The sequence below is a fragment of the Bradyrhizobium sp. genome, assembly GCF_036735945.1.
Lineage (GTDB): Bacteria > Pseudomonadota > Alphaproteobacteria > Rhizobiales > Xanthobacteraceae > Bradyrhizobium.
Window position 1 is genome coordinate 1 of sequence record NZ_DAINNI010000147.1, and the last position, 10,836, is coordinate 10,836.

A 10,836-nucleotide genomic window follows, 5' to 3' on the forward strand; every position below is an offset into this window, starting at 1 on the left:
TATTCCGCGGCGAGCGCGATATGGTCTTCGCTATAGGCCATCGTTCAAGATCCGGGCCTCTAGAGCCCGAGACACTCCCTTATATCCATCATGCTGCGGCGCAGCCATGTCTTCACCGTGTTCACGGGCGCCTCGAATTTGGCGGCGAGCTGTTCGCGGCTCCAGCCGTTGTAATAGGCGAGCAGCACGAGCTTCTGCCGGTCCGGCTCCAGGCGGCCGACGCATTCCAGCAACCGCTTCAACTCTTCCGTCATCTCGCGCCGCGCCAGCGGATCGGGTGAATCGGCCGCCACTTCCATAGCGGTCGGCTCCTCCTCGATCGAGCTTTCGCGCTTCTTGCGCACCACGTCGATCGCCCGGTTGCGCGCGATCGACGCCATCCACGTAATCGGTGAAGACAAAGCCGGGTTGAACTGGCCGGCGCTGTTCCAGATCTTGACGTAGGCCTCCTGAATGACCTCCTCCGCGAGGTCCTGACGCCGCAAGATACGGAGCACGACACCGAATAGTTTCGCGCGCGTGGCGGCGTAAAGGCGCTCAAAAGCGGCCTCATCTCCTTTCGCCACCGCGGCAATCAGCCAGACCAGCTCCGCTGGCGTCAGCATTCAGTGTCCCCCAAAACCATCCCTTACCGGCGTCTTACGCTGGAGCTGTCGAGAAGTTTCGTACCATACCCTGCGGCAAAGGAGGCACCAAGTCGCCCGATTCAGGGTCGTTGGCAACGAAAAACCCGGACCTTGCGGGTCCGGGCTTCGATGTGAACCGATAAATGCGGGATCAGGCGACGCCGAGGCGGGCGCGCATCAGGCCGATCGAATCCATGTCGGCCTGCTCCCTCGCGTTCTCCTCGGCGCGCTCGCGCGCCTGGTCGCGCTCGTCGAGCAGTTCGACCTTCTTCAACTCCTCGAACGCTTCGCTGAGCAGGCCCTTGGCGTCCTCGAGCTGGATGCGCAGTTCGTCGGCGGAACGGGTCAGGTTTTCGCGGCGCTGGATCGCGGCCTTGGCGTAGGTCGGATAGGCGAAGTGGGAGGGATCGTTGATCCCGGCCCGCTCCTGTTCGGTCTGGATTTCGCGCTCGAGATCGACCGACATGCGCTGGAAGTCGGCGATCATGCCTTCGATCTGGGTAACCCTTCGGCGCTTCTCGTCGACCTGAAATTTCTTCAGGCGGATCAGCGTTTCGCGTGACTTCATCGACTCATACTCCCCAGAAGTCCCAATCTGAACGCGGGACGGAGCCGGCTCCCCCGGGGGGCCCCACCGGCGTCGTTAATCATGTGCCGGGGATGATGGCCTGACAAAGTTAGCGTTCCGTTTCCAAATTGCCGAGGATATGCCCCAAGAGGGCGTAGCCCTCGCCAAGGCTCGATTTTTCATCCTTGGCCTGGCGCAGGAAGGCTTCGAGCGGCTCGTGCAGCTTGACGGCTTCATCGACCTCCGGACTGGAGCCGGCGCGATAGGCGCCCAGCCGGATCAGTTCTTCCATGTCGGCGTAGGTTGCCATCACCTGACGCGCCCGCGTGATTACCGGCAGATAGGCGGGATCGGCCGATCGCGGCATGGTGCGCGAGACCGATTTGAGAATGTTGATGGCGGGAAACCGCCCACGCTCGGCGATCGAACGCTGCATCACGATATGGCCGTCCAGGATGCCGCGGACCGCGTCCGCGATCGGCTCATTATGATCATCGCCATCGACCAGCACGGTGAAGATGCCGGTGATGGTTCCCGTGCCGGTGCCCGGCCCTGCCCGCTCCAGCAGTTTCGGCAGTTCCGTGAACACGGTGGGCGTATAGCCTTTCGCGGTCGGCGGCTCGCCGGCCGACAGCCCGATCTCGCGCTGCGCCATCGCAAAGCGCGTGACCGAGTCCATCAGGCACAGCACGTCGCGGTCCTCGTCGCGGAAATATTCCGCGATCGCCAGCGTCAGATACGCCGCCTGCCGCCGCATCAGCGCCGGCTCGTCCGATGTCGCGACCACCACGACCGAGCGCGCCAGGCCCTCGTCGCCGAGATCCTCCTGCAGGAACTCCTGCACCTCGCGGCCGCGTTCGCCGATCAGCCCGATGACGGTGATGTCGGCATCGACATTGCGCGCCAGCATCGACAGCAGCACCGACTTGCCGACGCCGGAACCGGCGAAGATGCCGAGCCGCTGGCCGCGGCAGCAGGTCAGGAAGGTGTTGAGCGCGCGCACGCCGAGATCGAGCGGCGCACCGACGCGCTTGCGCGAATGCGCCGGCGGCGGCGCGTTCCGATAGGGCATCGGCGACGGCCCCTGCACCAGCGGCCCCTTGCCGTCGATCGGTTCCCCCATCGCATTGACGACGCGGCCGAGCCAGGCCGGCGACGGCCGCACCTGGCTGGCGGCCGTGGCGATGACCGCACGGCAGCCGCGCCTGACGCCGTCGAGCCCGCCGAACGGCATGACGACGGCATTGCTGCCGGAGAAGCCGATGACCTCGGCCGGGATCAAGCGGTTGCCGCCGGTATCGATCACGATGCGCGCGCCGACCGACATCGCATGAATGGGCCCGGCGATCTCGACCATCAGGCCGCGCACGCCCACGACACGGCCATAGATATTGACGCCGTCGATATCGCCGATCTGCTCTGCGAGAGCCTTCATTGCGAAAACCTTAAGTTTTCAACGTTTAACCCGCGACGCTTAACCTGGTGTTTACCCGCATCATTAATCATTGCGTCACTGTCTTTGGTGACTGAGCGCGCTTGCCCGTCAGAAGAAGGGCTAGCGCGGGAGTCGGTTAGGCCCGTCTCTTAATCTGGAACCTGAGTAGGCACCGTGGAGAAAAGCTGCTTCCAAGCAACATCTTAGCGCGATTCGATAAAAATTGCACTTAAAGAGCTTGCGAACCGGAATCAGACTTTGTTAACCATGTGTCTGTCAGGATCCGAATCAGTTGTTAAAGGCGTTTTGAGAGTGCCGCAGGTGCGGCCGACCTGACGCCCGGAGCGGCGGACTAAAGGGGACTGGCATGCGCGTTTTGCTGATAGAAGATGACAGCGCCGTCGCGCAGTCGATCGAATTGATGCTCAAATCCGAGAGTTTCAACGTCTATACGACGGACCTCGGGGAAGAAGGCGTCGATCTGGGTAAGCTATACGACTACGACATTATTCTTCTCGACCTCAATCTGCCCGACATGTCCGGCTACGACGTGCTCAAGCAGCTCAGGGTTTCCAAGATCAAGACTCCGATCCTGATCCTTTCCGGCCTCGCCGGCATCGAGGACAAGGTCAAGGGTCTCGGCGTCGGCGCCGACGACTACATGACCAAGCCCTTCCACAAGGACGAACTGGTCGCCCGCATCCACGCGATCGTGCGCCGTTCCAAGGGTCACGCCCAGTCGGTCATCCAGACCGGCGACCTCGTGGTCAATCTCGACACCAAGACGGTCGAGGTCGGCGGCCAGCGCGTGCACCTGACCGGCAAGGAATACCAGATGCTGGAGCTGCTCTCGCTCCGCAAGGGAACCACCCTCACCAAGGAAATGTTCCTCAACCACCTCTATGGCGGCATGGACGAGCCCGAGCTGAAGATCATCGACGTCTTCATCTGCAAGCTGCGCAAGAAGCTGGCCAACGCCTCCGAAGGCCGCAACTTCATCGAAACCGTGTGGGGCCGCGGCTACGTGCTGCGCGAGCCGCATGAGGCGGACGAGCGCATCCCCGCCTGACACCAGGGTTTCACGGCGAGCCTGACGGCTCCCTCCTCCCGACTGAACCCCGCCGCAAATGGCGGGGTTTTTGTTTTCGGCAGGCAGGCCGCCTCGGCGGTGCAATCGGATAGTCAGGTACGCGCAAGCACGTCGAGTTTGCCCCGAAGCTCATCAATCGCCGGCTTCGCAACGTTGCCAGCACCGGGCGTCGCGAGCACCTTGTCACACATCTGGTTGATGGCCGGGGTAGCGGCAATGATCAGCTTTACCAGGACGCTCTTGCCTTCCGGCGGCAGTTGCGCCGCGCGGGAACTGACCTCGTTCAATTGAGCGATCGCCTCCTTCAGTTTGGGCAGCGCGGCCTGGGCCGACGCGGCATCCGTGATCCCGGGAAGCGCGGCCCTGATCGAACCAACCGAGGCATTGATCTGGTTGGCGAGATTCACCCCTCCGACCGTCAGATCCGTCGGAGCCGCGCCCACGGTTCCGGCCGCGGTCCGTGTCGTGGCAGGAGCCGGCACCTGAGCGACTGTCTCCTGCCTTGAGGGGCCAAGGGCGTACCAGGCAAGACCGCCCAGGACCACCGCAGCGACCAGCCAATACGGCCATTGCATTGCCATGGGCGAGCGGGCCGCCGCCGAGGCCGCCCGACCGGCCTGATAAACGGTCCGCGCCGAAGCCTCGCCGGCCGCCGCCGCGCCGCTGCGCACGCCCGCAGTCGCGCCGTCGATGAGGCCGGCGGCACTTAGCTGTTCGGCGAGACCGGACGGTATCGCCGCGGCAATCTGATCCTTCTGCGAGGTGAGCAGGGACGCCAGTCCGCTTCCGTCGAGACCGGCGCTGCGCTGCTGTTGACCCAGCGTGCCAAGGACGACGGGACCAAGCATGCCAAGCATCGACTTGGCAGTGCCCTCTCCGATCCCCGCGAACTTGCCGATCGTCTGCGCCATCGTGGCCAGCGTCCCGCCACCGAACAGGTCCGAAAGCATGTTCGCCCCGCTTTCCTGCAGCAGGTTCTGGCCGGAACCGCCGACGAGATTCTTGAGACTCTCGATCGAAGTGGATTGCTGCGTAAGCGTATTGGTGAGCTGGCGAGCACCGTTGGGAGTGGAGGCCACGTCAGCCAGGCTGGCAAGCAGCGCAGGAATGGCACCCGTCATTGCTTTCTGAGCGACGTTGCGATCAAGGCCCAGGACAGAAGCAATCTTCGCAATCATGTCCGGCGTGAGAAATTGCATCACTGCAGAAACTAAATTCGCCATGGAGATCCTCCGAGCAAGATGCAGTTGCCTGTTGAGGTTAGTCCCTCCGGCTCGGATTGCATCTCCGAAGTTCAATCACCTTATGTTACAACCTTTCCGTTCAGGGTTCCGCCAAGCAGTAAAATTGCACCCCCGGCGAAACTGTCGCGCTTCAACACAGGAAGGTACGTGAATGGGTATCATCTGGACCATCATCATCGGCTTCATCGCCGGTGTCGTCGCCAAGTTCATCATGCCCGGTGATAACGAGCCATCAGGCTTCATCATGACGACGATCCTCGGGATCGTGGGCGCATTCGTTGCGTCGTATCTCGGACGCGCCCTCGGCTGGTACGGCCCGGGCGACGGCGCAGGGCTCATCGGTGCGGTTGTCGGGGCGATCATCGTCCTGTTCGTGTACGGTCTCGTCACGAGCCGGCGAACGACCTGAACGAACAGTTCACGGCAGACGCTGGCGGATCGGAAACATCAGCACCCCTGGTGCTGATGTTTCACGCGTGAGCTGATGGAGCCTGCGCACATGTCGCACACCGATCTCGTCTTGTCCGTTGCGCTTGGCATCGGGCTCGCCGCCGCGACCGGCTTTCGGTTGTTTCTTCCGCTGCTGATTCTCAGCGCGGCGGCTTACACCGGGCATGCAAGCCTGAACGAGGGTTTCGCATGGCTCGGCACACCTGCCGCCCTCATCATGCTCGGCACGGCAGCGATCGTGGAGGTTGCCGCGTTCTACATTCCAGGCGTGGACAACCTGCTCGACACGGTAGCGACACCCGGCGCCGTGGTCGCGGGAACGATCGCATCAGCCGCGGTCATGACCGACCTGCCGCCGATGGTGAAATGGACGACGGCTATTATCGCGGGAGGCGGCGTGGCCGGCATCACACAAGGCCTGACCGCCATGCTCAGGGCAAAATCCACCGTCTTCACCGGCGGCCTTGGGAATTCAGCGGTGGCAACCGCCGAGCTCGGCAGCGCGTCACTGATCTCGCTTCTGGCACTGACTGCGCCGCTCGCCGCGCTCGCATTGGTCATCCTGTTCTTCTGGCTGGCATTCCGCTTGCTTCGCCGCTTGACTTCGAAAACGCGTCAGCCAGGCGGACAATAGGCAGAACCCAATGCTCACCCCACTCGGTCGGACCCACGCCTCAATTTGCGGGATTTTTGTTTGGGATTGAACCGCCCCGTCCTATGCACCGACTGACAGATCGTGCCACCCTCCGGGTGGTACGAGTTGGGGCGAATTCAATGATCCTGCAGTCGCTTGCCGGGTTGCCGGCTTTTCTGGTCTATTTCTGCACGGCCATCGTTGCCGTGGTGGCCTATCTCTTCGTCTATACCCGCGTCACCCCGCATAACGAATTCGAGCTGATCCGCGCCAACGAACCGGCGGCGGCGGTCGCACTGGGGCTCAGCCTGCTCGGCTTCGTGCTGCCGCTGGTCAGCGCCATCACCCATTCCGCCAATGTCTGGGACTGCCTGATCTGGGCGGCAATCGCGCTGATCGTGCAGATCATCGTCTATTACCTCGTCAGGGTTCCGGTGCCGAAGCTGTCGGAACGGATCGCCTCCGGCGAGCTTGCCGCCGCGATCTGGCTCGGCCTGTCCTCGCTGGCGGCCGGCGCGCTCAACGCCGCCTGCATGGTTTACTGACATGGACGACAAACCAGTCCAGGACTTCGGCAAGCGCAAGCCGGTGTCGGTGCCGGCATCGCCGCGCCCTGCCGGCCCGCCTTCCAAGCGTTCGGGCCATGTGGCGCTGCTGTTGATGGGCACGTTTGCCGTCGGCAGCGCCGCCTACACGCTGATGCCGAGCCGCAGTTGCGAGCAGCCGTCGAACACCTACGCCGGATCGCCGGCGCAAAACCCGGCCGAATGCTCGTCACGCAGTTCGTCCTCGAGCCGTGGCGGCTCGGGCGGCGGATCGTCGCGCAGCAGCTACTACAGCAGCGACTCCTCCTCCTCATCGAGCCATTCCTCCTCGGACTCCGGATCGCACTCGGCGCAGCGCGGCGGCTTCGGCTCGTTCGGGCATGCCGTCGGCTTTTCGGGCGGTTGAGTTTCATGCAGCGCATCGCCTGCCCCGAACGCGACGACTGGCGGGCCACCGCGGAAGGCGTCGGCTTCACCTTCCACACCATCGACGGCGAACGTTACTGGGACGAGCGGGCCTATTATGCGTTCACGCTGCAGGAAATCGAAGGGCAGATCGAGACGCCCACCGCCGAGATCGATGCGATGTGCCTTGAACTGGTCGAGCGCGCGGTCAAGGACGAAAAATATCTGCGCCGGCTGAAAATTCCCGAAGCCTTCTGGCCGCTGATTTCAGAGAGCTGGCGGCGCAAGGATTCCAGCCTCTACGGCCGGCTCGACCTGAGCTACGACGGCAGGAGTCCGGCGAAGCTGCTGGAGTACAACGCCGATACGCCGACCTCGCTGTTCGAAGCGGCGGTCTTTCAATGGACGTGGCTCGAACAGGCGATGGATCGCGCCGTCATTCCGAAACGCGCCGACCAGTTCAATTCGATCCACGATCGCCTGATCGAGGCATGGAAGCGGCATGGCGGCGCGAAGCACCTTCACCTTGCCGCGATGATGGATAGTCCCGAAGATAGCGGCACGCTGGCCTATCTGGAGGACACCGCGCGCCAGGCCGGATTGAAGACCACGTCGCTCGACATCAGGGATATCGGGCTCGACAGCGACGGCTGTTTCGTCGATCTCGACGATCGCGCCATCGATCTCGCCTTCAAGCTCTATCCCTGGGAGTGGATGTTCCACGACACGTTCGGCGCAAGACTTTCGACCGCGCCGACCCGCTGGATCGAGCCGCCATGGAAGGCGATCCTGTCGAACAAGGCCATCCTTCCGCTGCTGTGGGAGATGTTTCCGAAACACCCCAATCTGCTGCCGGCCTATTTCGAGGACGATCCAAAGGCGTCGATGCTCGGCTCATCGTTCGTGCGCAAGCCGCTCTATTCGCGCGAGGGCGCCAATGTCGCGCTCGTCAGCGGCGGCACCACGCTCGCGGAGCAGGAAGGGCCCTATGGCGCGGAAGGATTCGTCCGGCAGGCCTTTGCGCCGCTGCCGAGCTTTACCGATCAATACACGGTGCTCGGCAGCTGGCTGGTCGACGGCACGCCCTGCGGCCTGTCGATCCGCGAGGACGAGAATCCGATCACCGGCAACACCTCGCGCTTCATGCCGCACGCGATCGTATAACCGGCTGGCCGGAGCGGCCTCTTACAGCGCCGAAGCAACCGCCCGCAACGTTTGCGGCACCATGGTCGATGCGCCGACCCGGATCACCGGCGCGACGTTCGGACGATACAATCCGCGCCGCTCCGGATAGGGCTTGAACGTGTTGGTGATGCCGACCACGGTTTCCGCCGCACCCAGCGCCAGCACGCCGTCGGGCTCCATCATGCGGGACATCCGCTCGAAGATGTTGGCCTTGGTGTTCTGGTCGAAATAGATCAGCACGTTGCGGCAGAAGATGATGTCGAAGGTGCCGAGATGGGAGAAATCCTGCAGCAGGTTGAGCTGACGGTGCTGCACCATGCCGCGGAGTTCGGCATTGATCTGCCAGAGTTCGCCATTCTGGGTGAAATACTTCACCAGCAATTGAATCGGCAGTCCGCGCTGCACCTCGAACTGGCTGAAGATTCCGGCTTTCGATTTCTCCAGCACGGCCTGCGACAGGTCGGTCGCGACGATCTCGGTGCGCCAGCCCGCCAGCAGGGAGCCGGCTTCCTTCAGGCACATCGCGATCGAATACGGCTCCTGCCCGGTGGAGGACGCCGCGCACCAGATGCGCAACGAGCGCCGCGCGGCGCGCGCCTGCAGCATGGCCGGGAGCACCGCCTCGCGCAGGTGATCGAACGGAATCTTGTCGCGGAAGAAGAACGTCTCGTTGGTGGTCATCGCTTCGACCACTTCCGACGTCAGCGCCTCGGCGCCGCCCCTCATCCTGGCGACGAGTTCGGAAATGCCCGGCAGGCTGGACTTGCGCGCCAGCGGCAACAGCCGGCTTTCCACCAGATATTGCTTGTCGGCGGAGAGATCGAGCCCGGAGCGCTCTTTCAGAAACTTACGCAGATACTCATAGTCTGACGGCGTCACGAACGATCTCCCGAAAACAACCGAACCAGTTTGGGCGCGATCTGATTGAGCGGCAGCACCGCCGCGCAGATACCGGCATTGGCGGCCGCGCCCGGCATGCCCCAGACCACGCTGGTGGCCTCGTCCTGGGCAATCACGCTGCCGCCGGCGGCGACGATGTCCTTGCCGCCGCGCATGCCGTCGGAGCCCATGCCGGTCAGGATCACCGACATGATGCCGCCCTGCCAGATCTCGATGGCGGAGTTGAACAGCGGGTCGACCGCGGGCTTGCAGAAATTCACCGGCGGCCCGTCGTCGAGCGCGATCACGGCGTCGGCGCCGTGGCGCACCACGCGCATGTGGCGGCCGCCCGGCGCAAGATAGATCCGCCCCGGCTTGATCATCTCGCCGTCAACAGCCTCATGCGCGGGACGGCGGCTGGCGCGGGCCAGATGCTCGGCCAGAATCGTGGTGAAGGTCGGCGGCATGTGCTGGGTGATGAGCACCGGAAAGCGATCGATCACCGGACCGATGTCGGCGACCAATGCCATCAGGGCCTGCGGACCGCCGGTCGACGAACCGATCAGCAGCACGCGCGGCGCCAGCACGCTGAAAGGCCTGCGCGCCAGGGACAGTTGCGCGACCGGGGCTGCAGCCGGCTGCGGCGAGACCTCGCGTACCCGGTCGAGGACCGGCGCCGGCGAAGGACTGGCGGCAGGCGACGCGCGGCGGCGCGCCCTCGCGCCGAGGTGCCGGATCTTCTGGATCAGGTCGTGATGGAACGTCTCGGCGGCGGTCGCCTCGCGCGTGCTCTCCGGCTTCGGAATGTAGTCGGCCGCGCCGAGCGACAACGCCTTGAAGCTGATCTCCGCATTGCGGCGGGTCAGCGTCGACGCCATGATGATGACGAGATCGCGCTTCTTCGCCAGCAGCTTCGGCAACGCCGAAATGCCGTCGAGCTCCGGCATTTCGATATCGAGCACGGCAACGTCGGGCTTGATGCGTTCGAGCTGGTTGACGGCGTCGAGACCGGTACGCAAGGAGGCCGAGACCTCCATATCCGGCTCGGCGCCGATCCAGCGCGAGATCATCCCGCGGATCACGACGGAGTCGTCGACCACCATGACACGCAGCTTGTCCTGCCGTGCCGAGACTGGCGGGGGAGACCTCGTTAACGCAACACTCATACCTTCACCCGACCCAACTCAAGCGGCACACTTACACAAACAACGCCGATGGCCGTCGAGCCGCCGGGATCGCGCAACGCGAGATCAGAGCAGGCCGACTTCCTGGAACTTCGCGGTGACGATGTCCTTGTCGAACGGCTTCATGATGTATTCGTTCGCACCGGCATGCAGCGCGCGCGCGATGTGCGCGACGTCGTTTTCGGTGGTGCAGAACACGACCTTGGGCGCGTCGCCACCGGGCAGGCGGCGCAGATTGCCGAGGAACTCGTAGCCGTCCATCACGGGCATGTTCCAGTCGAGCAGGACCGCATCGGGCATCGCGCGCTTGCAGGCTTCGAGCGCCTTCTCGCCGTCCTCGGCCTCGGCGATCTGGAAATCGAGACCTTCGAGGATTCGCCGTGCGACTTTGCGGATGACGCTGGAGTCATCGACCACGAGACAGGTTTTCATTTTAGGTCTCCAATCATGCCAATTCCCAAGAGGGATGTTTCCATTCCAGGCTGGATTTTCATGCCGCCATCAGGTCAGGCACGAGTTCGAGAACGCGATCGACGTCGAGAACGACCATCAACTGGCCGTCGAGGCGGTGCACGCCGCCGGCGAGCTTGG

Annotated in this window: 13 protein-coding genes and 1 pseudogene; 6 read left to right on the forward strand and 8 right to left on the reverse strand. The window is 63.6% G+C overall.

What is annotated here, in order from left to right:
* Positions 1 to 59: 59 nt before the first annotated feature.
* From V7E26_RS26550 to fliI, 3 genes are all read right to left on the reverse strand, one after another.
* Positions 60 to 605 (reverse strand): sigma-70 family RNA polymerase sigma factor, encoded by a 546-nt coding sequence (locus tag V7E26_RS26550; protein WP_324422016.1) that lies wholly within the window; start codon positions 603 to 605, stop codon positions 60 to 62.
* Between the two features lie 172 nt (positions 606 to 777).
* Positions 778 to 1,194 carry a flagellar export protein FliJ gene (gene fliJ, locus V7E26_RS26555; protein ID WP_324422018.1) on the reverse strand — a complete coding sequence of 139 codons (417 nt, stop codon included), beginning with the start codon at positions 1,192 to 1,194 and terminating at the stop codon, positions 778 to 780.
* A gap of 109 nt (positions 1,195 to 1,303) precedes the next feature.
* A complete protein-coding gene (gene fliI / locus V7E26_RS26560) occupies positions 1,304 to 2,629 on the reverse strand; it encodes a flagellar protein export ATPase FliI (protein ID WP_324422020.1) in 1,326 nt (441 codons plus the stop codon).
* A gap of 367 nt (positions 2,630 to 2,996) precedes the next feature.
* Between fliI and ctrA the strand changes: the two genes are divergently transcribed.
* Positions 2,997 to 3,698 carry a response regulator transcription factor CtrA gene (ctrA, locus tag V7E26_RS26565; RefSeq protein WP_016848562.1) on the forward strand — a complete coding sequence of 234 codons (702 nt, stop codon included), beginning with the start codon at positions 2,997 to 2,999 and terminating at the stop codon, positions 3,696 to 3,698.
* Between the two features lie 113 nt (positions 3,699 to 3,811).
* On the opposite strand, the gene V7E26_RS26570 is transcribed toward ctrA, so the two are convergent.
* A complete protein-coding gene (locus V7E26_RS26570; protein WP_324422080.1) occupies positions 3,812 to 4,942 on the reverse strand; it encodes a DUF937 domain-containing protein in 1,131 nt (376 codons plus the stop codon).
* A gap of 172 nt (positions 4,943 to 5,114) precedes the next feature.
* Between V7E26_RS26570 and V7E26_RS26575 the strand changes: the two genes are divergently transcribed.
* The 5 genes from V7E26_RS26575 to V7E26_RS26595 all read left to right on the forward strand — a co-directional run bounded on the left by V7E26_RS26575 (position 5,115) and on the right by V7E26_RS26595 (position 8,161).
* Complete coding sequence (locus V7E26_RS26575; RefSeq protein ID WP_324422082.1) at positions 5,115 to 5,372, forward strand: GlsB/YeaQ/YmgE family stress response membrane protein; 258 nt, start codon at positions 5,115 to 5,117, stop codon at positions 5,370 to 5,372.
* Between the two features lie 90 nt (positions 5,373 to 5,462).
* A complete protein-coding gene (locus tag V7E26_RS26580; RefSeq protein WP_324422084.1) occupies positions 5,463 to 6,047 on the forward strand; it encodes a DUF4126 domain-containing protein in 585 nt (194 codons plus the stop codon).
* A gap of 140 nt (positions 6,048 to 6,187) precedes the next feature.
* Entirely contained in the window at positions 6,188 to 6,592 is a 405-nt protein-coding gene (locus V7E26_RS26585; RefSeq protein WP_324422086.1) for a DUF350 domain-containing protein, read from the forward strand.
* Position 6,593: 1 nt separating this feature from the next.
* Positions 6,594 to 6,998, forward strand: coding sequence for a hypothetical protein (locus V7E26_RS26590; protein ID WP_324422088.1), 405 nt, complete (start codon positions 6,594 to 6,596; stop codon positions 6,996 to 6,998).
* Between the two features lie 5 nt (positions 6,999 to 7,003).
* The gene (locus V7E26_RS26595; protein ID WP_324422090.1) at positions 7,004 to 8,161 is read left to right on the forward strand and encodes a glutathionylspermidine synthase family protein; all 1,158 of its coding nucleotides are present in this window, start codon (positions 7,004 to 7,006) and stop codon (positions 8,159 to 8,161) included.
* 21 nt (positions 8,162 to 8,182) lie between these two features.
* Here V7E26_RS26595 and V7E26_RS26600 read toward each other — a convergent pair whose 3' ends face one another.
* From V7E26_RS26600 to V7E26_RS26615, 4 genes and pseudogenes are all read right to left on the reverse strand, one after another.
* On the reverse strand, positions 8,183 to 9,061 hold the full coding sequence (locus V7E26_RS26600) for a CheR family methyltransferase (protein ID WP_324422092.1): 879 nt from the start codon (positions 9,059 to 9,061) through the stop codon (positions 8,183 to 8,185).
* Positions 9,058 to 10,227, reverse strand: a complete 1,170-nt coding sequence (locus V7E26_RS26605; RefSeq protein ID WP_324422094.1) for a protein-glutamate methylesterase/protein-glutamine glutaminase — start codon at positions 10,225 to 10,227, stop codon at positions 9,058 to 9,060. Before V7E26_RS26605 ends, V7E26_RS26600 begins: the two co-directional genes overlap by 4 nt.
* An 84-nt stretch (positions 10,228 to 10,311) precedes the next feature.
* Entirely contained in the window at positions 10,312 to 10,677 is a 366-nt protein-coding gene (locus tag V7E26_RS26610; protein WP_324422095.1) for a response regulator, read from the reverse strand.
* Positions 10,678 to 10,735: 58 nt separating this feature from the next.
* A pseudogene (locus tag V7E26_RS26615) lies at positions 10,736 to 10,836 on the reverse strand (chemotaxis protein CheW); the annotation flags it as partial.

Excerpts from the sequence above, each read along its gene's own strand:
- V7E26_RS26610 (WP_324422095.1), bottom strand. The coding sequence starts at position 10,677 with ATGAAAACCTGTCTCGTGGTCGATGACTCCAGCGTCATCCGCAAAGTC.
- V7E26_RS26575 (WP_324422082.1), top strand. The coding sequence starts at position 5,115 with ATGGGTATCATCTGGACCATCATCATCGGCTTCATCGCCGGTGTCGTC.
- fliJ (WP_324422018.1), bottom strand. The coding sequence starts at position 1,194 with ATGAAGTCACGCGAAACGCTGATCCGCCTGAAGAAATTTCAGGTCGAC.
- V7E26_RS26595 (WP_324422090.1), top strand. The coding sequence starts at position 7,004 with ATGCAGCGCATCGCCTGCCCCGAACGCGACGACTGGCGGGCCACCGCG.
- V7E26_RS26570 (WP_324422080.1), bottom strand. The coding sequence starts at position 4,942 with ATGGCGAATTTAGTTTCTGCAGTGATGCAATTTCTCACGCCGGACATG.
- V7E26_RS26590 (WP_324422088.1), top strand. The coding sequence starts at position 6,594 with ATGGACGACAAACCAGTCCAGGACTTCGGCAAGCGCAAGCCGGTGTCG.
- V7E26_RS26605 (WP_324422094.1), bottom strand. The coding sequence starts at position 10,227 with ATGAGTGTTGCGTTAACGAGGTCTCCCCCGCCAGTCTCGGCACGGCAG.
- ctrA (WP_016848562.1), top strand. The coding sequence starts at position 2,997 with ATGCGCGTTTTGCTGATAGAAGATGACAGCGCCGTCGCGCAGTCGATC.
- fliI (WP_324422020.1), bottom strand. The coding sequence starts at position 2,629 with ATGAAGGCTCTCGCAGAGCAGATCGGCGATATCGACGGCGTCAATATC.
- V7E26_RS26585 (WP_324422086.1), top strand. The coding sequence starts at position 6,188 with ATGATCCTGCAGTCGCTTGCCGGGTTGCCGGCTTTTCTGGTCTATTTC.
- V7E26_RS26550 (WP_324422016.1), bottom strand. The coding sequence starts at position 605 with ATGCTGACGCCAGCGGAGCTGGTCTGGCTGATTGCCGCGGTGGCGAAA.
- V7E26_RS26580 (WP_324422084.1), top strand. The coding sequence starts at position 5,463 with ATGTCGCACACCGATCTCGTCTTGTCCGTTGCGCTTGGCATCGGGCTC.